Origin of the sequence: Sphingobium aromaticiconvertens, from assembly GCF_037154075.1 — a bacterium.
Classification (GTDB): domain Bacteria; phylum Pseudomonadota; class Alphaproteobacteria; order Sphingomonadales; family Sphingomonadaceae; genus Sphingobium; species Sphingobium aromaticiconvertens.
This window is the reverse complement of record NZ_JBANRJ010000001.1, coordinates 1,269,313-1,292,500: the sequence shown is the minus strand read 5'-3', so window position 1 is coordinate 1,292,500 and position 23,188 is coordinate 1,269,313. Positions and strand designations below refer to the sequence as shown.

Here is a 23,188-nt window from a genome sequence, read left to right as displayed (position 1 = left end):
GACCGACTTCGCCAAGGCGCTGGAACCCAATGTGGCGAGCCGCCTCGCCGATCCACTCGGCACCGCGCATGATTTCGCCGCCGCCATCGGCCTGTGGCGGCGCAAACCCATGATCGGCGTGGTCCATCGCTTTTCCAGCCATGCCATCATGCTACGTTATTGGCTGGCAAGTGCGGGCGTCGACCCGGACCGCGACGTGGTGCTGCGGGTCGTGCCTCCCTCGCTGACGGTCGAGGCGATGCAGGCGGGTGAGATTGACGGGTTTATCGCGGGCGAACCCTGGGGCAGTGCCGCTGTCGAAGCGGGGCTGGCCGAAACGGTGGCGATCGGCGAGCGCATCTGGCGGCGTGGGGTCGAGAAGGTTCTGGCCTTCCGCGAGAGCTGGCTGGAGGAAAATCCCGATAGCGTCGACCGGCTGCTGCGCGCGCTGGTCCGGGCGGCGGCCTGGTGCGACGATCCCGCGCATGGGCAGGAACTCGCCCACCTCCTTTCTGGCCCACTCTATGTCGATCAGCCCGCCGACCTCATATTGCGCGCCTTGTCGGGAACGATCGTCGCGCGCATGGGGGAGGCACCGCTGGCGACGCCCGATTTCATGCTATTCGCGCGGGAGGCAACACCCTTCCCGTGGCGCAGCCAGGCGCTGTGGATCTATTCGCAGATGGTCCGCTGGGGCATGGTCGAGCACAGCCCTGAGCAGGCTGCGAAGGCGGCCGCCGTGTTCCGGCCCGACATCTTCCGTCGCGCGCTGGCCGATAGCAATGTGCCGATGCCGGGCGCCAGCATGAAGCTGGAAGGGGCGGTAAACCTGCCCTTGGCGGTGGGATCGCGACGCGGTGAGCTGACGCTGGGACCGGATCGCTTCTTCGACGGTCGCATATTCGATCCCGAACGAATCGAGGATTATCTGACAGGTTTCAATCCGCCGCGTTGAAAAGCGGCCTAATTTTGTGCCTTGCAACATAAAGCGAATCGCGAGATGATATAGGCGTCGCACGATGGTGCGCGCTTACAGGATGGGCTCTCCCAACGCCGGGATCGCGCCCTCTCACATAGTTACGCAGCAAAGCCGCTGACCGGATTTACCATTTGGGTAACGTCCGGCCTGCGGCTTTTTTTTCGTGTCCATTTCCGTTTATTGGGGGACGTCACATGGCTACTGCATATTGGGATCGTGAAGGAGAGGCCGCACAGGCGGCCCCCGCGACCAGCTTCTGGAAGGCCGGCCACACGCCGACCTTGATCGCCGCTTTCCTCTATTTCGACCTCGCCTTCATGGTGTGGGTGCTGCTCGGGCCGCTGGCGCCGTCCATTGCCGTGACGCTGGCGCTGACGCCCGCCGAAAAGGGACTGATGGTCGCCACGCCGACTTTGGCGGGAGCGCTGCTCCGCGTCGTCAACGGTTTGTTGGTCGATCGCATCGGGCCGAAGCGGTCGGGCGCGATCAGCCAGATCATCGTCATACTGGGGCTGTTCACGGCCTGGCTGATGGGCGTCAACAGCTTTGGCGGTACGCTGGCGCTGGGCGTCATCCTGGGCTTTGCGGGCGCCAGCTTCGCGATCGCGCTGCCGCTCGCCAGCCGCTGGTATCCGCCAGAACATCAGGGCAAGGCGATGGGCCTTGCGGGCATGGGCAATTCGGGCACCGTCCTTGCCTCCCTCTTCGCGCCGATGCTGGCCAAGGCTTTCGGCTGGAACGCGGTGCTGGGTCTTGCCTGCATCCCGCTCTCGATCGTGTTCGTCGCCTATATGCTGATGGCCAAGGACGCGCCCAACGCGCCCGCACCCAAGAAGCTGATCGACTATTTCCAGCCGCTCAAGCAGGCCGATGCATGGTGGCTGATGGCCTTCTATGCGGTCACATTCGGCGGTTTCGTTGGCCTTGCCGCCAGCTTGCCCATCTACTTCACCGACCAGTTCGGACTGACGCCGATCATCGCTGGCTACTGCACCGCGGGTTGCGTTTTTGCCGGATCGCTGGTTCGGCCGATGGGTGGCGCGCTGGCTGACAAGATTGGCGGGATCAAGGCGCTGATGATGGTCTATATCGTGGCGGCGCTGGCGCTGGCGGGGGTTGCCTTTGCAACGACGCTGACCGGTGCGCTGGGTCTCTTCGTCCTCGCCATGCTGGCGCTGGGTACTGGCAACGGGTCGGTGTTCCAGCTCGTGCCGCAGCGGTTTCAGGCGGAAATCGGCGTCATGACCGGCTTGGTCGGGATGGCGGGCGGCATTGGCGGCTTCTATCTCGCCTCGTCGCTGGGCATCGCCAAGCAGTTGACCGGCAGCTTCTCGGCGGGCTTCCTGATCTTCGCGGGCCTCTCGGTACTGGCCCTGCTGGGCATGGTGGTCGTCAAGACGCGGTGGCGCACGACCTGGAGCACGGCTGCTCGCATCTAATATTGGAGAGGCGGCGGCCCACGATCAGGCTGCCGCCCCATGTTCGGCATCACGCCTTTTCGTCCGAGGGGGGACGATTTCCCATGAAATATCTTTTTGCATCGGCGGTCGCACTGGCCGTCGCAGGGCCCGCTTGCGCCCAGAACCTGACCCTCAAACCCGTCGCCGAGGGGCGACTACGCTACGAGCATGTCGATCAGGATGGCCTGACGAAAGAGGCGGATGCGCTCACCATCCGCGCCCGCGCCGGGGTTCAGGCGACGAGTGGCGCTTTGAGCGCTACGGTCGTGGGACAGGGCACGCTGGCGGTCATCGATCGCTATTATGACGGCCTGAATGGAACCGCGACCCGACCGATCGTCGCCGATCCGCAAAATGTCGCGCTCTATATCGCGCAGCTTCAATATAAGAGCAAAGCCCTCGCGCTGACCGCCGGGCGGCAGAAGATCGCGCTGGATGACGAGCGGTTCATCGGTAATGTGGCCTTTCGCGACAATGCCCAGACCTTCGACGCGGTGCGGATGGAATTGACCCCGGCCAAGGGGCTGAAGCTGGACGTCGCCTATGCTTGGGAAGCCCGCTCCATCTGGGGCATCGACGGCACGGGTGCGCGGCAGCAGGCGGTGAGTGGCAATAATATCCTTGCCAATCTGTCCTATGCCACGCCGATCGGCACGCTCACCGGCTTTACCTATCTGGTCGATCAGGATGAAGCAGCGGTGCAAGGCTTTCGCCTGTCCAGCCAGACCTATGGCGCCCGACTGGCTGGAAGTCGGGCTTTGTCGAAAGTGGCAAAGGTCAGCTACCAACTCAGCTATGCGCGGCAGTCGGACTATCACGCCAATCCGAACGACTATGCGGCACATTATTGGCTGGCCGACGCGACGCTGGACGTGAAGGGCTGGAAGCTCAATGCGGGTTATGAGGTGCTGGGCGCCAGCAATGGCCTGCCCCTCACCAGCTTCCAGACACCGCTCGGCACCAATTTCAAATTTCAGGGCTGGGCCGACAAGTTTCTGACGACGCCCGCCAACGGCGTGCGCGACCTTTATTTTGGTGGCGGCTATGGCTGGAAACAGCTTGGGCCGCTGTCTGGCGTGGCTCTGCAAGCGACCTGGCACCGGTTCGACAGCGACCGGCTGGACCAGCATTATGGCAATGAGATCAATCTTCTCGCATCCGCGAAGGTGAAGAAGACGGCCCTATCCATCCGCTACGCCCATTATGACGCCAAGGCCCTTGCGACGGATACGGAAAAACTATGGCTTCAACTCGACTGGGCCTATTGAGCGGAAGGCGCAAGGAATCGCTTGAGGCGTCAGGCGATTCCCGATATGCTGCAATGCAACGGGCAAAGTTGCCCCTATTCATAGCCGAATAGATCCACTGACGGGTCGATGAGGCGCAAATGATGGCAAAGCCGCCATCCTGACTCCGGTTTCAAAACCCGGGGTCAGGATGGCGGCTTTTTTGTTTTCTGGAGTGACGGGGATGGAATTTCAGACAAGAGACGATGTCTCGACAGGGAATGAAGAGGATCTCTTCGTGCCGTCGGACGATGTGCGGGAACATCTGGTGGTCGTCGGCAACGGCATGGCCGGTTGCCGCGCAGTCGAGGAATTGCTGGCACGGGACGGAGCGCGCTATCGCGTCACCATCTTCGGCGCAGAGCCGCATGTGAACTATAATCGGATCATGCTCTCCCCCGTCCTTGCGGGTGAAAAGACGTTCGAGGACATCATCATCAACAACCAGCAATGGTATGATGATAATGGCATCGAACTGATCGTCGCCGACCCGATAACGGCAATCGACCGGACGGCAAAGACGGTGCGCAGCGAATCAGGCCGCACTGTTTCCTACGACCGGCTGCTGATCGCCACCGGCTCCGACCCGTTCATCATCCCGGTACCGGGCAAGGATCTGCCCGGCGTCATCAGCTTCCGCGACATGAGGGATGTCGACACCATGCTGGCGGCGGCCGACGCGGGCGCCCCGGACGGAGAACAGGGACGGGCCGTGGTGATCGGCGGCGGCCTGCTGGGGCTGGAGGCCGCGCATGGCCTGACCCTGCGCGGCATGAAGGTCACGATCCTGCACATCATGCCGACCCTGATGGAACGGCAACTGGACGAAGCGGCAGGCTGGCTGCTCAAGACCGCGCTGGAAGACCGGGGCCAGACCATATTGACCGGCGCCGACACGGCGGAAATCTTTGGGCAAGGCAAGGTCGAGGGTGTTCGCCTGAAGGATGGGACGCTCATCCCCGCCACTCTGGTCGTGATGGCCGTCGGCATCCGCCCCTCGGTCGCGCTGGCGCGTGAGGCGGGGCTGGACATCGGACGCGGCATCAAGGTCGATGACCATATGGTCACCAGCGACCCGGCGGTGCTGGCGGTCGGCGAATGTGTCGAGCATGAGGGCAATGTCTATGGGCTGGTCGCGCCTTTGTGGGACATGTGTCGCAGCTTGGCCGATGGTCTGACGGATCAGCATAGCGGCTATAAAGGCTCGGTCACGTCGACCAAGCTCAAGGTCGCGGGGCTGGATGTTTTTTCCGCAGGCGACTTTTCGGGCGGCGAAGGCTGCGAGGACATCGTCCTGCGCGACGCTTCGCGCGGCGTATATAAGCGCGTGGTGGTCAAGGACGACCGGGTCATCGGCGCGGTCCTCTATGGCGACACGGCGGACGGGGGCTGGTATTTCGACCTGCTGAAACGGCAGGAAAATGTCGCCGACATTCGCGACTTCCTGATCTTCGGCCAGTCCTTCGCCTCTGGAGGGGGCGCACTGGACCCTAAGGCGGCCGTTGCGGCGCTCTCGGACGATGCCGAGATTTGCGGCTGCAACGGCGTCAGCAAGGGCCAGGTCGTCGCCTGCATCGAAAAGGGTGCATGCAGCCTCGACGCAGTGCGTGGAACCTGCAAGGCATCGGCGAGTTGCGGTTCGTGCACTGGCCTCGTTGAGACGATCCTCGCACTGACGCTGGGCGAGGATGTGCAGTCCGGGCCAAAGACGATGTGCAAATGCACCAGCTTCGGCCATGACGATGTGCGGCGCGAAATCGTCGCGCAGGGCATGACCTCGATTCCCGAAGTCATGCAGAAGCTGCACTGGGCGACGCCCGATGGCTGTTCCTCCTGCCGCCCCGCGCTCAACTATTACCTCCTCTGCGCGCTGCCCGGCGAATATGTCGACGATCAGCAGAGCCGCTTCGTCAATGAACGGATGCACGCCAATATCCAGAAGGACGGCACCTATTCGGTCGTGCCGCGCATGTGGGGGGGTCTCACCAACCCGCGCGAGTTGCGTGCCATCGCCGATGTGGTCGAGAAATATGACGCGCCGATGGTGAAGGTGACGGGTGGCCAGCGGCTCGACATTTTCGGCATCAAGAAGGAAGACCTGCCCGCCGTCTGGGCTGACCTGAACGCTGCGGGCATGGTGTCCGGCCACGCTTATGGCAAGTCGCTGCGCACGGTGAAGACCTGTGTGGGGTCGGAATGGTGCCGCTTTGGCACCCAGGATTCGACTGGCCTTGGCGTCAAGACGGAGCGGATGACCTGGGGGTCGTGGATGCCGCACAAGTTCAAGATCGCGGTGTCGGGCTGCCCACGCAATTGCGCGGAAGCGACGATCAAGGATTTCGGCGTCGTCTGCGTGGACTCCGGCTATGAACTGCATGTCGGCGGCAATGGCGGCATCCATGTCCGCGTCACCGATCTGCTGTGCAAGGTGGCGACCGAGCAGGAAGCGCTCGATTATTGCGCCGCCTTCACCCAGCTTTATCGCGAGGAAGCGCGCTATCTGGAACGCACAGCGCCGTGGATCGAGCGGGTCGGCGTCGACTATGTGAAGGCGCGGATCGTCGAGGACGATGTTGGCCGCGAGGCACTGCGCGCGCGCTTCCTTTATTCGCAGAGCTTCAGCCAGGATGATCCCTGGGCCGAACGCGCCGCCGGCGAACATGCCGAACTGCATCAACATATCGCTGAAGTGCGCCCGATGGAGACCGTATAATGATCGGAGACTGGCTCGACATCGGTTCGGTGAATCAGATCACCCCCGGCAACGCCCGTACCCTGCCCGTGCGCGGGGGAGAGGAGATCGCAATCTTTCGCACGCTGGGGGGCGAATTCCATGCGCTGGTCAATCGCTGCCCGCATAAACATGGCCCTTTGTCGCAGGGCATCGTCCATGGTGGCGTCGTCACCTGCCCGCTGCATAACTGGAACATCTCGCTGAAAACCGGCGAGGCGCTGGGTGAGGACAAGGGGTGCGTGCCCGTGATCCCGCTCAAGATCGACGCCGGGCGTATCTTCCTGCTGCGCTCTGCCGTCATGGGACAACTGGCAGCGTGAACGGAGCGGCAATCCGCACCACCTGCGCCTATTGCGGTGTCGGCTGCGGCATCGCGGCGATCCCGACAAGTGATCGTGCAGTGACGATCAAGGGGGACGAAGCGCATCCGGCCAATGGCGGGCGGCTTTGTTCCAAGGGCACGCATCTGGGCGAGACGGTCGGGCTGGAGGGGCGATTGCTCCACCCCATGATCGGCAAGCGGCAGGCGAGCTGGGACAAGGCGCTGGACCTTGTGGCGAAACGCTTCCGTGAAACGATCGAACGTCATGGTCCTGACAGCGTCGCCTTCTATGTCTCCGGCCAGTTGCTGACCGAAGATTATTATGTCGCCAACAAGCTGATGAAGGGCTTCATCGGTTCGGGCAATATCGACACCAATTCACGTCTTTGCATGTCGAGCGCGGTCGCGGGCCATATCCGTGCCTTTGGCGAGGATGTGGTGCCCGCCCGCTATGAGGATCTGGATGAAGCGGACCTCATCGTTCTGGTCGGCTCCAACACCGCCTGGTGCCACCCGATCGTCTATCAACGTATTCAGGCTGCCCGCGCCGCGCGCGGCACGAAGCTGGTCGTCATCGACCCGCGCCGGACCGAAACCTGCGAAGGCGCGGACCTGCATCTGCCGCTGAAGCCGGGCACCGACGTTGCGCTGATGAACGGCCTGCTGGCATGGGTCGCGCAGGCCGGGGCGCTCGATGCCGACTATCTGAACAACAGCGTCTCCGTGCCAGATGGCTTTTGGGACGCGATCCAGACCGGCCATGACCTCTGGTCGACGGCCAAAACATGCGATGTCTCCCCTGCCCTGCTCCAGCAGTTTTTCGAATTGTTCACCGCCACCCCCCGCACCGTCACCATGTTCAGCCAGGGCATCAACCAGTCGCTGCGCGGCACCGATCAGGTGAACGCGATCATCAACGTCCACCTCGCCACCGGCCGCATCGGCAAGCCGGGCGCCGCGCCCTTTTCCATCACCGGCCAGCCCAATGCCATGGGCGGGCGAGAGGTCGGCGGCCTTGCCTCCACCCTCGCTGCGCATATGGATTTTGCCCCGGACAATGTGGCGCGCGTCGGGCGCTTCTGGGCCGCGCCGTCGATGGCGACCAAGCCGGGCCTCAAAGCCGTCGACCTGTTCCGCGCCATCGGCGAAGGCCGGATCAAGGCGCTGTGGGTGATGGCGACCAATCCCGCCGTCTCGCTCCCCGATGCAGGCCGCGTGCGCGAAGCGCTGGAAGCCTGCCCCTTCGTCGTGGTGTCGGACATGATGGCGCAGACCGATACCAGCGTGCATGCCGATGTCCTGCTGCCCGCCGCCGGCTGGGGTGAAAAGGACGGCACCGTCACCAACAGCGATCGCACCGTCAGCCGCCAGCGCGCGCTGCTTCCGCTGCCGGGCGAGGTGAAGCCCGACTGGTGGATCATTACCGAGGTCGCGCGCCGCATGGGCTGGCGCAACGCCTTCGCCTATGATCGCCCCGCCGACATATGGCGCGAACATGCGCGCCTGACCGCCTATCAGAATGACGGCGCGCGCCTGTTGAACCTGCGCGATCATGCGACGATCGGCAACGACGCCTATGAGGCGATGGAGCCGTTTCGCTGGGGCGACATGCCCTTCGCCGACGGCCGTTTCCCGACCACCGAGGGCAAGGCGCGGTTGGTGCCAGTCAAGCAGTCGGACGTGCAGGCGCCGCTGCGCGACTGGCCGATGACGCTTAACACGGGCCGTTATCGCGATCAGTGGCACACGATGACCCGCACCGGCCTGTCCGCCAAACTCGCCCGCCACCGCGAGGAACCGCTGGTCGAGGTTCATGCGGACGACGCACGGAGACTCGGCATTGCCGATGGTGATCTGGCCCGCGTCTCGACGCCGCAGGGCAACAGCCTGTTCCGCGCGCGCATCAGCGACGGGCAGCGCCCCGGCGAAATCTTCACGCCGATCCACTGGACCGACCAGCAATCGAGCGGTGGACGCACCGGCCTGTTGCCGCGCCCGCTGGTCGATCCGCACTCGGGCCAGCCCGGTTTCAAGGCGACCCCCGCCGGGCTTGAGAAAGTCGCGACCGAGTGGAAAGGCTTCCTGATCATGCGGGGACTGGACCCGATCCGGGTGCCCTGCCTGTGGACCACGCGGATCACCGTGCCGGGCGGCGCGCTTTACGAGATTGCCGGCAATGGCGACCCCGCGCGGCTGGAAGCCTGTTTGCCCAAGGGAGAACAGGTCGAGGCGATCGATGCCACCCGCGGCACCCGCCGTATTGCGATCATCGCCGATGGCAGACTGGCGGCAGTGTTGATCGTGACGCGCAGCGGCCTCCTGCCCTCCCGCGACTGGCTCATCGAGCAGTTGGCAGCGCCAGAGGTCGGCGCATCGGTGCTGGCCGCCCGCGGGCCGGGCAAGCAGGTGGATCGCGGCGCGATCATCTGCGTGTGCTTCGACATCGGCCTCAACACCATCGTTGCGGCCATCCGCGAGCAGCAACTGGTCGACGTGCCCGCCATCGGCCAGGCGCTCGGCGCCGGCACCAATTGCGGGTCATGCCGCCCCGCCCTCGCCAATATCCTCGCCCAAGCCACGCAGGAGACGCTCCATGCAGCCGAATGATCTCATCGCCCCCGGACAGGTCTGGCTGGTCGGCGCGGGACCGGGCGACCCGGACCTGCTGACCCGCAAGGCCGAAAAGCTGATCGCGGCGGCGGAGATCGTCTTCTACGACGCACTGGTTGGCCCCGGCGTGCTCGACCTGATCCCTGAGGGCATCGAGCGGGTGGGCGTCGGCAAGCGTTCGGGCCGTCATTCCAAGCAGCAGGGCAGCATAAACGATCTGCTGCTGGCGGCAGCGCGCGCGGGCAAGCGCGTCGTCCGGCTGAAGGGCGGCGATCCATCGATTTTCGGCCGCTCCGCCGAGGAAATGGAGCATCTGGCCGAGGCGGGCATCGCCATTCGCATCTGCCCCGGCATCACCACCGCCAGCGCGGCGGCGGCCAGCGGCCTTGCCTCGCTCACCCTGCGCGGCGTGGCGCGCGGCCTGACGCTCGTTACCGCTCATCTGCGCGCTGGCGAACCGCTCAAGCTCGACTGGGAAGCGCTGGCGCGCCCTCAGGGTACGCTGGGCATTTACATGGGCCGAGCGGCGGCGGGGGAAATTGCCCGCTCGCTGATCGCCGCCGGGCGTCATCCCGATACGCCGGTCATGGTTGCGGTCAATGTATCGCTGCCGACCGAACGGCTCCTTCGCGGCAGGCTTTCAACGCTGGGCTTTCTGGTCGCGACGATCAGCGACGATGACCCGACCCTGCTGCTGATCGGCGAGGCCGTAGCCGCCATGACGCCTGCCATGGGTCGCGCGGTGGCGGACGATCATGTGGCGCTCCTTTGAGCGTCATACCGTCCTTCATTCCTGGGCATGACCCCGCCGCTCCTTGGCCAGCACTTCAAGGTCGCCGACGCGATTGATGTTGGGCATGACCAGATCGGGCACCGTCACGAAGCGGGGAGAAATCTGCTCGAACCAGGCAAACAGCGATCGGTTACTGGCTTGTGTCAGATGCTGATCCAGCCTGTCCGCCAACAGGCTGGGCCAGAAACCCGCAAGATGTTGCCCTTCCAGCACAGCAGGCCCCTGTCCAACCAGCGCATCGAACAGTTCTTTGGGGAAGTTGGGCATGTCACATCCGGTCGTGATGACCGCGCTGAAACCATGCTCGCGTGCATGGCGAAGCGACGCATTGATGCCACCCAATGGTCCAAGATCCGGCGCGGGCCGGTCGGGCAGGCAGACCATGCCTTCGACCGTCCGACCGCATAGGACCACTTCATCGACATGCTGGCCAAGTGCGTGAATGGCGTGGTCAAGAAGCCGACGCCCCTCCAGCACAGCTTCCGCCTTGTCACTGCCGAAACGGGTGGATCGCCCACCCGCCAGAACCGCACCGAGGAATCTGCTCATCTATATGTCCCTGTGCGCGAAATGCAGCGCACAGGGCGGGTGTCCTTAGCGCTCGACGATCCGCGTATAGAGATGCCAGCTAGCATAGCCAAGCACAGGCAACGCGATGGCAAGGCCCAAAAAGGCAGGAATGCAGGCAATCGCCAATATGACCGCGACATACACGCCCCAGCGCGCGATCACGAGCGGGTTTTTCAGCGTTGCTCGAAACGAAGTCTCGACTGCGTCACTGGCATGGACCTGCCGGTCGACCAGCATCGGGAAGGACACCACCGCAACCATGAGGGTAACGATGGCAAAGCCAAGGCCCGCCAGATTGCCGAAAATGATCATACGCCACCCTTCCGGCGTCGTGAACATCTGCGTCACGAATTCAGCAGTGCCAACCGGCCTCAGAAGGCCCAGCGTATGATCGTAAATGGCCCCCGCGACCGCCATCCAGCCGACGGCCAGAAGCGTGATCCCCGCAGCCAGCCCCAAAATCTGCCATCGTGAAGGGCCACGCAAAGGATCTAGGAAGTGACTCCAGCCCACATCCAGCCCTTTTTCGCGCCTGCGCGCGAGTTCGTAAAAGCCGATCGCGAGCAATGGACCCATCAACGAAAATCCGGCCGCCAGCGGGAAGACCAGAGGCACCAGATTTTGATTGAGCGCATAGTAGGCGGCAACAAGCGCAACGACGGGATAGATGATGCCAGCGAAAATGATGTCGCCGCGCAGATCGAGGAAATCCCGCCACCCTTCTCGCAACGCCCAGTGAAGATCGGAAACCCCGATCGTGCGAAGTTTGACGGACAGGTTCTGAGAAACATGCGACGAGGCGGAAATCATTACGACTCTCCCATCCAGGCAGTCTCGGGCTGCGATCAGTCAGACTGCGAAACAAAGGCCGGCGTCACCATGCGCGCCGTATCCGATGCCCTGATGTTACCCCTTTCTGATGGCCTAGACCAGTACCGTTGCGACAGACCGTCCCGGGCCAGGGCAAGACCGTCGCAACGTGCCGTTTGACGCAAGACGATACGCTGTCTAGGCGGCGGGCATCTTCAACCCACGGGGTGTCCCGGCGTTGCCGGGGCTGAGAGGCAGGTCAGGGCGCATCCGGCGCTCAAGCCCGCAAACCCGCGAACCTGATCCGGCTCATACCGGTGGAGGAATAGGGATATATGCACGCCACCATCCTGCTTACCCGTTCGACAGCAGTTCGCCTTGGCCTTACCATCGGCCTTGCTTGCCTTGGTTCGACCATGGCCCATGCGGGCGAAGTGCCCGGCAAGAGGGGTGCGAGCGGTGAGATCATCGTCACCGCGCGGGGCCGCGCGGAAGCGGAGATTGCGGTGCCCGACACCATTGCGGTCTTCACGCAGGCGGACATCGTCACGCGCAGGCTGAAAACGATCGACGATTTCATCGCGGCGACACCCGGCATTTTCATGATCCACGATCAGGATCCGGGCACCAACCTGATTTCGGTGCGCGGCGTGTCCACCAACCGCAGCCAGTCCCCCTCCATCGCCTATATCGTTGATGGGCTGGCGCTGCCCGATTCCGAACTTTTCACGCTGCGGCCTTATGATCTGGCGCGGGTGGAGATATTGAAGGGACCGCAGGGCGCCTTATTCGGACGCTCCGCCTCTGGCGGCGCGGTTAACATGACCACCAATGACCCGACCGGGGAATGGGGTGGCGAAGCCGCGATGGGCATTGGCAACGGCATGACCTGGACCGCTGATGGCGTCATCAACGCGCCGGTGTCCGATCAGGTGCAGTTGCGGCTGGCAGGCTCCTATCGGAACAGCGATGGATTCATCCGCAACAGCTTCCTCGACAAGAAAGTCGACGGCAGCATCAGCCGGAACCTGCGGCTGAAGGCGCGGGTGGTCTTGTCCGAAACCAGCACGCTCAAATTGCGGCTGGGCTGGGCCAATGAAGAAGGCGGCGCAGCCTATATCTCCTCGGGCAACATCACCAGCCTGTATGGCGGACGGCTGTCGGGCAAGGCGCTCACCAACCCCTTCGGCGATTTCGAGGGGCGGGCCTCGCGCGAATGGTGGGGGGCACAGGCCACGCTGGAACAGGAATTGGGCGATGATCTGCGCCTGACCTGGACCGGCGGCTATGACGATTATCACAAGGATTTCGTCGAGGAACTCGACTTCCGCAACGATAAGCCGCTGACCTTCTTTGGCGTGCCTGCCTTCCCCAACGGCATCCAGCCCATCTCCCAGCCAATCGACATTCGTGCCTGGACCAGCGAAGTGCGACTGACCTCGCGCGACGACGGCCCGCTGCGCTGGCATGCAGGCCTGTTTTTCCAGCGGCTGGAGCGCGATCGCACGGACGATTTCGGACCACTGCTGTTTGGGGCCGAAGCGTTACTGGCCGAAACCCGATCGAACCAGATCGGCGCTTTCGCGCAGGCCAGCTATGATATCGCACCTACAGTCGAAGCGACACTGGCGCTGCGCTATGACCGCGACCGGCGCAAGGAAGATACGGTAGGCACCACCAGCGGCGGCGTGGTGGCGCAGCGCGCCCGCACTTTTGAAAAATGGCAGCCCAAAGTCTCGCTTGCCTGGCGGCCCACGAATGATTTCACCGCCTATCTGACCGGCGCGGTCGGCTTCAAGGCGGGCGGCTTCAACCCGCTGCCCGGCCCGGCGGATATATTCCAAGCTGTGTTCCCGGCCGAAACCACCCGCTCGCTCGAAGCCGGCATGAAGGCGCGTCTCGCCGATGGCCGTGTGCGCCTGTCGCTGGCGGGCTTCGTCACCGATTATGAAAATTTCCAGAACACCGTGTTCCTGGGCAATTCGGTCGTCCTATCGGCGCCGCAGGTCGACGTCCACGGCATCGAGGCCTCGGCGGAGGCCGATCTGGGTGCGGGATTCCGCGCCGATGCTGGCATGGCGTGGACGCACAGCCGCGTGGGCCGCTACACCACGCCCAATCCGACGCCCGAACCGGGCGAACCGGCGATCCTCGACCTCGCCGGCAAGCGGACGCCCAACGCGCCCGACTGGACGGTCAATGGCGGCCTTGGCTGGCAGGGGGAGGCCGGGCCTGCGGCGATCAACGCGCGCATCAGCGCCGCCTATGTGTCGCGCGTGGACTTTGAAATCGACAATATCCTCCATTCGCCCGGCTATGTTTCGGCAGACGCCCGTATCGGGGTGACGGTTGGGGCGTGGACATTCGACATCTGGACGCAAAATCTGTTCGACCGTCGCTGGGCGATCTCCGCCTTTGGCCAGCAGCAATTGCCGCTGTTGCTGGGCCTTGGTCCTAATGGGCCGTTCGACAGCTTCACCATCAACACCGGCCGCCAGTTCGGCGCCAGCGCCGCCTGGCGTTTCTGAAACAGGACAGAGGGAGCTAACCATGAGCTTTTGCGACGCCATTTGGGAAGAGGTCACGCCCCTGCGCCGGGCGATCCTCGATCATCCCTTCCTCGCCGAACTGGCCGATGGCACGCTGCCTTCGGAAAGTTTCCAGCATTATATTATGCAGGACAGCCTCTATCTGGCCGAATATGCGCGTGTGCTGGCGATCGCCGCCGCGCGGGCGCCGAGCGGGGCCGGACGGCTGGAATTTTCCGATGGCGCCAAGGTCGCGGTGCAGGTCGAGGAAAGCCTGCACCAATCCTATTTCGCGCAGTTCGGGGTGACGATCGGCATGGCCGACGCCAGCGAGGCGACGCCCGTCTGCCTTGGCTATACCAGCTATCTAGCCAGTCTGGCCGCGACGCGCAGCTATGAAGAGCTGATCGCGGGCATCCTGCCCTGTTTCTGGGTCTATTGGGAGGTGGGCTGCGACATCAAGCCGCGCGCCGCGTCGCCCAATCCCTATGCAAGCTGGATCGACACCTATGCCGCGCCCGCCTTTGGCGAGGCGACGGACCGGGTCCGCGCATTGGTGGACGAAGCCGCCGCTGATGCCAGCGCGACGACGCGCACGGCAATGGCGCAGGCATTCCGCATGGCGACGCGCTACGAATGGATGTTCTGGGATTCCGCCTACAAGCGGGCCGGTTGGCCGATCTGAGGGCCAACCTGCTGATGCCCCGTCAGGATCGACGGGGCATCATGGTCAGGATCAGCCGTTCAGCTTGTCCTTCACGGCCTTACCAGCCGTAAAGCCCAGCTTCTTGGACGCTTTGATGGTCATTGCCTCGCCGGTGGCCGGGTTGCGGCCCTCGCGCTCGGGGCTGGCCTTCACCTTGAACTTGCCGAAGCCGTTGAGCGAAATCTCATCCCCGGCGGCTGCGGCATCGGCGATCGTGGCGAAAACGGCATCGACCAGCTTGCGCGCATCGGCCTTGGTCACGCCATGATCGGCTGCGATCTTTTCGGCCAGTTCACTATTGTTCATGGGTCGTCTTCCTTCTTGTTGAATAGGCTATGCCGATCTAGCGGCAAGTTTCGCTCCCGTCACGGGGGGATGAATGGTCTTCATTCTGCCCGCTGCGCAGTAACGACCCATGCCGCCCCTTCGATCCTTACACCATCCGATTCCACCTTTTGGGCAAAGGCGGCGCGTACCGCCGCGATGGCCCGCACCTGCACATCGTCAGGCTGGTCGGTCAGCGCACGGCCGAGCGGGCCGACCTGAAGCGCATGATCGACAGCATCATCGATCGCCGCCTCACGCGTGGAACCAAGGCCGAACAGGATCGGATGATCGACCGCTTCAAAGGCGATGTCGCCATAGCCCGCATCCGTCAGGATATGCGTAACCCGGTCCCTGTCGCCAAAGGAGAAAGGACCGGGCGCTTCCGGGTCGGTCGGAGGCGCAGGCGGCACGACGCCCCGGATCGCCGCCATGGGCAGCCGCGTCCAATCATTCTCCGCCGCCCCGCGCCAGCAGATGAAGGCGAGCCGCCCCGTCGGCTTGAGCGCGCGGCGCAGATGAGCAAAGGCCGCCACGGGATCGTCGAAGAACATCACCCCGAACCGCGAGAACAGCAGGTCGAACCGGGACGGGGCAAAAGCCTCGCGACTGGCGTCCGCCAACAGGAACGCTACGCCTGCGCCTTCCCCGGCACATTCACAGGCGCGGCCGATCAACTGCCCGGAAATGTCGACGCCCAATACAAAGCCATCAGGGCGGACGAGACGCGCGATATCCAGCGTGGTCGCCCCCGCGCCGCAACCAATGTCCAGCACTTGCTCGCCCGGCCGGGGAGCGGCAGCCGCGACGGCAGCGTCCCCATAGGCCGCCAGCATCCGGTCCAGCCGCTCCTGATTGGCGAGCCACCGCTCGCCGCTATTGCCGTTCCAGTCGAAAGCCTGCGCAGTGTTGCCAGTCATGTCGGTCCATATTTGCGATTCATTCTCAAACATGGACTTTATAATCGGACGGATCAAGCGCGCAGGTGAATCGTCAGTCAGAACCCGCTGGACCGTGAAAATCGGCTTCCACGATGCCCAGCCGCCAGCCGGGTGCCACTGCATCGGCCCCGGTGTCTCCGGCGGCGCGGGCATTGTTCAATTCCACGATCTTGCCAAAGGCATCGCGGTCCTCGACCGTCCCCGTCTGCGTGATACGCAGCACCTGGCCCTTGGCGGGCGCAAAGCCCAGCATCGTATAGCCAAGCTGTCGTTCCGTCTCGCCCTCCCATACCGTTCGGCCATCCAGCGTCAGGCGGAGCGGATAGGATCGCGAGCGCCAGCCAACCAGCTTCAGTTCGATCTCGCTCAGGGTCACGGGCCGATCGAACCGATATTCGATCCACGCGCTGGCCGGATTGCCGTCGCTGACCCAGCGCGACAGTTCATTGTCGTCGGTCGAACGCGTTGCATCCGTCCCGTTGGAGCCGGCCACGATCTGGCGCGGGATCATGGTTGTCCGGCTGACCGTGAAAGACGGTTCGGACGGAGTCGGCCCGCGTACCAGTTGCCCCTGCTGATGATCCTCGGGGAAATCCGGGGACAGGCCCCCGGATGCAGATTGGGGAAGCCGCGTCGGTATCGTCAGCGTCGCCGCTTTCAGGCCGTCGCTCCTCGCGGTCAGCCGAACATTCCCCTTGGCCGTGCCAGCGCGCAGCAGGACGCGATTGATCCCGCCCTCGACCGGCAGATTGGGCGAAAGGATATAATTATCCTCATCCCGCGCCGTGCCGGCATAGGCCGTTACCCCATCAACCGGCGGTGCTTTGCCTGCGATAGACGCTGGCGCGGCAACGGACGCATCGCGTCGCGACCGACCTGAACTGTCCCCCTGTGCGATCCCGCCGCGCCACTGCGCCGGTCCTTCCAGGGTGAAGTGAACCATGGCGTTAGCGGTCGGCACACGCCGCCCCGCCGCGTCCACCACTTCCACATCCACCAGCGCCAGATCGGCGCCGTCCATGACAAAGCCGCGCGGCGATGTATGGGGTATCAGGCGCAGCGCAGCCGGGGGACCGGCCGTCTCGATCCGATGGTCGGAACGCTTGCCCCCTTCATGGGTGGCGACTGCGCTCAGTGTACCGGGCGCCCATGCGACATTCTTCCAGTTGAACAGGAAGCCGCTGCTCTTCTCCCCCTTGCCAAGCGACTTCCCATTCAGGAACAGCTCGACGCTTTGCCCATTGGAAACGACCTGTACGGCCTTTCGCGTGCCCGGTGCATAGGTCCAGTGGCCGATGATGTGGGTCGCGGGCGTCACGCTGTCGACCCAGTCGCTCCACATCACCTTATGCGCCCAAAAGCCTTCCTTGGGCAGCCGCATCGCATCGACCTCGCCGGATCGGCGGTAATTATTATCGCCCCGGAAATGGGTATTGGAATCGGAGAAGATGATGTTAACGCCCCCCGAACTCACCCGTCGCCCGGTGCCGGGCCGCACGCGGTAATAATCATACCAGCGGCGAACGTCCTCCGCCGCATGACTGTCCTGATTGCGGTTATAGTCGGGCGCATCCTTGTGAAAGGGCAGGGTCAACGCGTCCTGATAGAGCCGCGCCGCCTCGTCCCGCGAATATTCCATCGACCACAGGGGCTTGCCCGCGCTCTTGTTAATATACAGCATCTCGCCGCCATATTCGGCCAGTTTGCTGTCCAGCATCTCACGCGAGCCAATGGCGCGGCCGCCATGCGGGTCAAACTGATCGCGAATGGCCTTCAACTCGGCCATATGCGCCTCGCTGATATTCTCATTCCCGCCCTCGTAGAACAGGATCGAGGGGTTATTGCGGTTATAGATGATCGCCGCACGCATCAATTCAGTGCGCTGCTCCCATCGCCGCCCGCTCGTATCGCTTTCCGCGTCCCCGGCGGGCATCGCCTGAAGAAGTCCGACACGATCGGCGGATTCCACATCCTGCTTCGACGGGGTGATGTGCATCCAGCGGACCAGATTGCCACCGCTTTCGACCATCAGCGCGTTGGAAAAATCGCTGATCCATGGTGGAATCGAGACGCCGACTGCGGGCCATTCATTCGATGTGCGCTGGGCATAGCCGTGCATCTGGATCGTCCGGCCATTCAACGCCACCATGCCATCGGCAAAGCGGGTCTGCCGAAAGCCGGTCCGCGTATCCACGCTGTCCAGCACCTTGCCTTTTTCGATCAGGCTGGTCGTGACGGTGTAGAGATAGCCATAGCCCCAACTCCAGAAATTCAGGCCGGAAAGGCGCTGGGCCGTCGCCAGCAGGCGCGTCTCGCCGGGCTGGATGTCTGCCGCCTCCCCATCGAAGCGGGCCACCCGGCGTCCGGTCACGTCGCGCACCTCGACCCTGACGGCAAGGCGATGCGCGACCCGGTCGTCGTTGCGCACCTGCGTTTCCGCATGGACGGTCGCCGTCCGGGCGGCGATGTCGAAATCATCGGCCCAGATATATTGGCCCGTCGTCCCCAATCCGGCCTGAAGCGGCAGCGTCTGATAGACCATATCGGTAAGGTGCAGGCGGACATTTTTGGTGATGCCGCCATAGTTTACGTTGAAATTGTCGTTGTTCCACTGGAAGCCGCTGCCGGAAGACCGCTCCTTATATTTCCAGTCATTGTCGACGCGGACGGCGATCAGATTCTCACCCGGCACGAGCGCTGCCGTGATGTCGGCACCAAAGGCCATGGCGCCATTTTCCGACAAGGCCACGGAGCGCCCGTTCACCCAGATTTCCGCCGCCTGACGCACGCCTTCAAACTCCAGCAGCGCTTTGCGCTGGCTGGCATCCTTCGGCAGTGTGAAGCGCTTGCGATACCAGACGATGCCCGTCGACAAATCCTTGATGTCGCGGGCGAACGCCTCCTTCTCGTTAAAGGCATTGGGCAGAGTGACCGTTTCCCAGCGGCGATCGTTGAAGTCCCCACGCTCGGCACCAGATGGATCACCCGTCATCATCCGCCAACCGGGATTCAAATTATAGGTGCGCCGCGCGGAGGGCACGACGGAAGAGGCATCATGCGCGGCAACGGGCGCCTGCGCCACCAGCGCCATGGAAAGGGCAATGGCGGAAAGTCCGATTACGCGCATTCCGTCGTTATCCTCTCAAATATATGGCGCGCCTTCGTCATGCGCCCAGGATTTTGGTAAGGCCAATATCTCGGCATGACAGTATATTGTCAAGTTTGTTCCATTTTAAGGGATAAAATGCCATATTATGACATCATAATGCGGATCTTCGGAAGTTCGTCACACCCTTACATGTATCTAGCCTGCCTATTGGCCTTACCAGGACACATGACATAAAGTTCATGCTGGCGACACCGGCAGGGCCAGCGCGGGATGCCAAAGGAGCCGCGTCCATTCGGGAGAGCGTCGTGACCATAAAGGGGAAAAGGAGCACAAGACGTATAGCCATTGCGTTCGCGGGCATCTTCCTGGCGATTCTGGCGACCTTTGCCTGGTTGGGCTATCTGGGCGGCGACCCCTTTTCGACGCTGCGCCCAGCGCAATACCAGCCGCACGTTAACGCCCCCGTCGCCATCCTTCTGTCCGGCGACATGGGCTTCAAGGTCGGAATGGGGCCGCGTGTGGCGCAGCGGCTTGTGCATGACGGCGTACCTGTCGTTGGGGTCAATTCGCTGACCTATTTCCGCGTCAACCGCACCTCGCAACAGGCGACCGCGCTGTTGGTCGAGGCTATCCATCGTGCGCTGACGATTGATCCGCAATCGCGCCTGATGTTGGTCGGCCAATCCTATGGCGCGGACATGCTGCATGTCGGCCTGGCCGGGCTGCCCGCGTCCCTGCGCCAGCGTATCGCGCTGGTGGCGTTGGTCGTCCCCGGCGCAACGGTCGAAAATCGGGCGTCGCCGTCAGAAATCCTGACCTTCGCCATGGCCGAGGCCTTGCCCACCGCCCGCCGCCTTGATTGGGTGCCGTTGCTGTGCGTTTACGGGGTTGAGGAAACGGGCAGCCTCTGTCCCCTGCTGCACCAGCCCAATGCGCAGACAGTCGGTCTGCCCGGCGGCCATCCGCTCCATGGCGATGCCAATGCGGTCTATCACGCGATCCGATCTGCAATGGCGCAAGCCGGCCTTGGCGTCGGACGCTGAACCATGCGCCTTCTCTCCGCTGCCTTCGCCCTCGCCATGCTGTTTTCGGCGGTTCCGACCGTCGCGACGGACCCGACGATCGGACAATGGATCAATCCGCGTGGAAGCGTGGTCGTGACCACCGGGGCCTGCAGCGATAAGCTGTGCGGATGGGTCAGTTGGGCAAGCAGCAAGGCGCTCGCCGATGCACGCGAGGGCGGCGTGCCGAAGCTTCTGGGCACCGAATTGTTGCAGGATTATCGAGAGACAAAGACGAACCACTGGTCCGGCCGTGTCTATGTACCGGACATGGGCAAGACCTATTATTCGACCATAGAGCAGCTTGATGCCGACCGGCTGAAGATTTCGGGCTGTATTTTGGGGGGATGGATTTGCAGGAGCCAGATATGGCGACGCCAATAAGGATCGTGGCGGGCATGAGAACGAAGGCACAAACAGGCCTTCTGACCAGCCGAACCCGCACCGCCTTGTCGGTTGCGGTCGTGATACTGCTCGCGGCGGTGGGCTTTGTTGCGCTCGATCATCTGTTGCACGAGGTGAAGCTGCACGATGTCCGCGTGGCCATCCATGCGCTGGGCGCAAACGACCTTTTGCTGGCCGCGCTGCTTGCCGCGATCAGCTATCTGGTGCTGACGCTCTACGACGTGCTCGCGCTGCGGGCGATCGGTCGGCCCCTGCCCTATCGCACAGCCGCGCTTGCCTCCTTCACCAGCTACACACTCAGCCATAATCTGGGCTTTGCGCTGCTGACCGGCGGATCAGCGCGTTATCGCATCTATAGTATGGCGGGTCTGGGCGTCGGCGATGTCGCCCGCGTCGTCGGGATCGCCAGTGCCACCTTCTGGGGTGGCGTGCTGGCGCTGGCCGGGGTGATGCTGACATGGCGGCCCGGGGCATTGGCGATCGACGGCATGACGCTGTCCAACGACATGGTGCGGGCCTTGGGGATCGCTTTGCTGCTGATCCTCGCCGCGCTGCTCGTCTGGGCTGGCCCCCGTGGGCGAACGCTGCGCCTGCACGGATGGAGCGCGCCCGTGCCCGCCATACCGGCGCTGCTGGCGCAAATCGGCATCGGCGCGCTGGACCTTGCCGCCGCCAGCGCGGCGCTGTTCGTGCTGGTTCCGGGTCTGGGGATAGAGGCATGGCCCGCCTTCTTCATCGGCTACACGCTGGCGATCATCGCCGTGCTGATCACCCATGTCCCCGGCGGCGTGGGCGTGTTCGAGGCGGTGATGCTGGTCGCCCTGCCCCACACCAGCCGCCCCGAACTGGTGGCCGCGCTGCTGGTTTACCGGCTGATCTACTATCTCGCGCCGCTGCTGCTGGCGGTGGCGATCATCGCCGCGCAGGAAGGGCAACGCTGGCACCGCCCGATCGCCCGCACCCTGCGCGGCGTGCATGTCGTGGCGTCCGGCCTGGCCCCCGTGATGATCGCGGCGCTGGTATTTCTGGGCGGCGCGGTGCTGCTGGTATCGGGGTCGCTGCCCGCCGTTCCGGGACGCATCGCGCTACTGCATGCTGTCCTGCCGCTGCCCTTTCTGGAAGCATCGCACATGGCCGCCAGCCTTGTCGGGGCGGCGCTGTTGATCCTGTCGGCGGGACTTTATCGTCGGCTGGACGGCGCCTTCTGGCTGACGCGCATTCTGCTGCTGGCGGGTGCCACTTTCTCGCTGCTCAAAGGCCTCGACTATGAGGAAGCTACGGTGATGCTCGTCATCGCCGGGATGCTGCAATGGACCCGACCAGCCTTTTACCGCCGCACCCAGTTGCTGGCGGAGGCCTTCACTCCCGGCTGGCTGGCAACCGTCGCGGTGGTGCTGGGCCTATCGGTCTGGATCGGTCTTTTCGCTTACAAGCATGTCGATTATCAAAGCGACCTGTGGTGGCACGTTGCCCAGCATGGCGACGCGTCGCGTTTCTTGCGGGCCAGCTTTGCCGTGGCGATCCTGCTGGTCGGCCTTGCATTTCTGCGTCTGTTCCGCCCCGCTGCGCCGATACGGCATGAAGCCGACACAGTCGATACGGCCCCAGTCGAGGCCATGGCCCTCGCTCCGCGCACCGACGTCAATCTGGCCTGGACGGGCGACAAGCGCTTCCTGCTGTCCGACAGCCGCCGCTCCTTCCTGATGTACCAGATAAAGGGGCATAGCTGGATCGTCATGGGCGATCCGGTCGGCGCACAGGAGGAATGGGGCGACCTGCTCTGGCGCCTGCGCGAGCGGGCCGATGCCGCGCAGGGGCGCCTGCTGCTCTATCAGATCAGTCCGGACATGCTGCCGCTGGCCATAGAACTGGGCCTGCAAATCACCAAATATGGCGAGGAAGCGCATATCAACCTTTCCACCTTCACGCTGGAAGGGCCGGACGCCAAACCCCTGCGCTATGCGGAACGGCGAGCGTTGCGCGATGGCGCGACGTTCGAGATTGTCGTGGCGGCCAACGTCCCGGCCATCATGGACGAACTGAGGGGCATCTCCACGCGCTGGCTAAAGGCCAAGGGGCAACGCGAAAAGGGATTCAGCGTCGGTTGCTTCGACCCGGCCTATATTGGCCGGTTCGACTGCGCGCTGGTGCGACAGCAGGGGGCGATCATCGCCTTTGCCAATATCTGGAAGACGCAGGACAAATCCGAACTGTCCGTCGATCTGATGCGGCACGAAGAGGTGATGCCCTATGGCACGATGGATTTCCTGTTCGTCAACCTGGTGCAATGGGGCAAGGCGCAGGGCTATGCATGGTTCAACCTGGGCGTAGCGCCTTTGTCGGGGCTGGAGGCGCGGCGGCTGGCGCCGCTCTGGTCGAAACTCGGCGCGCTCCTCTATCACCATGGCAACGCCTTTTACGGGTTCGAGGGGCTGCGCGCCTATAAGGAGAAATTCTCGCCGCAATGGGAACCGCGCTTCGTCGCCGGGCCGCAGGGGCTGTCCTTTGGCCGCGCGCTCATCGACCTTCAGGCGCTGATCGCCAGTGGGGGTGGGGCCAGCACATGACAAT

General features: G+C 63.6%; 17 protein-coding genes (1 of these 17 cut by a window edge). 12 read left to right on the top strand and 5 right to left on the bottom strand.

Features of this window, described 5'->3' with window-relative positions; translation table 11 throughout:
• The 7 genes from WFR25_RS06170 to cobA form a co-directional block, all read left to right on the top strand.
• Window positions 1-934 carry the 3' portion of an ABC transporter substrate-binding protein gene (locus tag WFR25_RS06170; protein ID WP_336969601.1) on the top strand. Its footprint begins 281 nt before the window's first position, so the window shows 934 of its 1,215 coding nt (coding positions 282-1,215); the start codon falls outside the window, past its left edge; its stop codon occupies window positions 932-934.
• A gap of 218 nt (window positions 935-1,152) precedes the next feature.
• Window positions 1,153-2,397: a nitrate/nitrite transporter gene (locus tag WFR25_RS06165; protein ID WP_336969598.1), complete on the top strand. Its 1,245-nt coding sequence runs from the start codon at window positions 1,153-1,155 to the stop codon at window positions 2,395-2,397.
• Window positions 2,398-2,480: 83 nt separating this feature from the next.
• Complete coding sequence (locus WFR25_RS06160) at window positions 2,481-3,686, top strand: alginate export family protein (protein WP_336969595.1); 1,206 nt, start codon at window positions 2,481-2,483, stop codon at window positions 3,684-3,686.
• Window positions 3,687-3,888: 202 nt separating this feature from the next.
• Window positions 3,889-6,417, top strand: a complete 2,529-nt coding sequence (nirB, locus tag WFR25_RS06155) for a nitrite reductase large subunit NirB (RefSeq protein WP_336969593.1) — start codon at window positions 3,889-3,891, stop codon at window positions 6,415-6,417.
• The gene (nirD, locus tag WFR25_RS06150; RefSeq protein WP_336969590.1) at window positions 6,417-6,758 is read left to right on the top strand and encodes a nitrite reductase small subunit NirD; all 342 of its coding nucleotides are present in this window, start codon (window positions 6,417-6,419) and stop codon (window positions 6,756-6,758) included. The genes nirB and nirD overlap by 1 nt, the downstream gene beginning before the upstream one ends.
• Window positions 6,755-9,367, top strand: a complete 2,613-nt coding sequence (locus WFR25_RS06145) for a molybdopterin-dependent oxidoreductase (protein ID WP_336969588.1) — start codon at window positions 6,755-6,757, stop codon at window positions 9,365-9,367. The genes nirD and WFR25_RS06145 overlap by 4 nt, the downstream gene beginning before the upstream one ends.
• On the top strand, window positions 9,354-10,142 hold the full coding sequence (gene cobA / locus WFR25_RS06140; RefSeq protein ID WP_336969586.1) for a uroporphyrinogen-III C-methyltransferase: 789 nt from the start codon (window positions 9,354-9,356) through the stop codon (window positions 10,140-10,142). The genes WFR25_RS06145 and cobA overlap by 14 nt, the downstream gene beginning before the upstream one ends.
• Before the next feature lie 15 nt (window positions 10,143-10,157).
• Here the strand turns inward: cobA and mobA are convergent, their stop codons facing one another.
• Together mobA and WFR25_RS06130 are read right to left on the bottom strand one after the other, a co-directional pair.
• Window positions 10,158-10,712 carry a molybdenum cofactor guanylyltransferase gene (mobA, locus tag WFR25_RS06135; RefSeq protein WP_336969584.1) on the bottom strand — a complete coding sequence of 185 codons (555 nt, stop codon included), beginning with the start codon at window positions 10,710-10,712 and terminating at the stop codon, window positions 10,158-10,160.
• Window positions 10,713-10,757: 45 nt separating this feature from the next.
• A complete protein-coding gene (locus WFR25_RS06130; RefSeq protein WP_336969582.1) occupies window positions 10,758-11,543 on the bottom strand; it encodes a DUF2189 domain-containing protein in 786 nt (261 codons plus the stop codon).
• Window positions 11,544-11,878: 335 nt separating this feature from the next.
• On the opposite strand from WFR25_RS06130, the gene WFR25_RS06125 reads away from it, so the two are divergent.
• Together WFR25_RS06125 and tenA are read left to right on the top strand one after the other, a co-directional pair.
• Window positions 11,879-14,071, top strand: coding sequence for a TonB-dependent receptor (locus tag WFR25_RS06125; protein WP_336969579.1), 2,193 nt, complete (start codon window positions 11,879-11,881; stop codon window positions 14,069-14,071).
• A gap of 22 nt (window positions 14,072-14,093) precedes the next feature.
• Window positions 14,094-14,756, top strand: coding sequence for a thiaminase II (gene tenA / locus WFR25_RS06120; RefSeq protein ID WP_336969577.1), 663 nt, complete (start codon window positions 14,094-14,096; stop codon window positions 14,754-14,756).
• 51 nt (window positions 14,757-14,807) lie between these two features.
• Here the strand turns inward: tenA and WFR25_RS06115 are convergent, their stop codons facing one another.
• From WFR25_RS06115 to WFR25_RS06105, 3 genes are all read right to left on the bottom strand, one after another.
• Window positions 14,808-15,083 carry an HU family DNA-binding protein gene (locus WFR25_RS06115; protein WP_336969575.1) on the bottom strand — a complete coding sequence of 92 codons (276 nt, stop codon included), beginning with the start codon at window positions 15,081-15,083 and terminating at the stop codon, window positions 14,808-14,810.
• An 80-nt stretch (window positions 15,084-15,163) separates the two neighbouring features.
• On the bottom strand, window positions 15,164-16,021 hold the full coding sequence (locus WFR25_RS06110) for a class I SAM-dependent methyltransferase (protein WP_336969572.1): 858 nt from the start codon (window positions 16,019-16,021) through the stop codon (window positions 15,164-15,166).
• Window positions 16,022-16,094: 73 nt separating this feature from the next.
• Window positions 16,095-19,169 carry a glycoside hydrolase family 2 protein gene (locus WFR25_RS06105; RefSeq protein WP_336969569.1) on the bottom strand — a complete coding sequence of 1,025 codons (3,075 nt, stop codon included), beginning with the start codon at window positions 19,167-19,169 and terminating at the stop codon, window positions 16,095-16,097.
• 287 nt (window positions 19,170-19,456) lie between these two features.
• Between WFR25_RS06105 and WFR25_RS06100 the strand changes: the two genes are divergently transcribed.
• Genes WFR25_RS06100 through mprF form a run of 3 tightly spaced genes read left to right on the top strand, consistent with a single transcriptional unit; the run spans window position 19,457 to window position 23,184 of the window.
• Entirely contained in the window at window positions 19,457-20,194 is a 738-nt protein-coding gene (locus tag WFR25_RS06100; protein WP_336969567.1) for an AcvB/VirJ family lysyl-phosphatidylglycerol hydrolase, read from the top strand.
• Window positions 20,195-20,197: 3 nt separating this feature from the next.
• Window positions 20,198-20,596: a DUF2147 domain-containing protein gene (locus tag WFR25_RS06095; protein WP_336969564.1), complete on the top strand. Its 399-nt coding sequence runs from the start codon at window positions 20,198-20,200 to the stop codon at window positions 20,594-20,596.
• Window positions 20,597-20,610: 14 nt separating this feature from the next.
• Window positions 20,611-23,184 carry a bifunctional lysylphosphatidylglycerol flippase/synthetase MprF gene (mprF, locus tag WFR25_RS06090; protein WP_336974740.1) on the top strand — a complete coding sequence of 858 codons (2,574 nt, stop codon included), beginning with the start codon at window positions 20,611-20,613 and terminating at the stop codon, window positions 23,182-23,184.
• The last annotated feature ends 4 nt before the right edge of the window (window positions 23,185-23,188 follow it).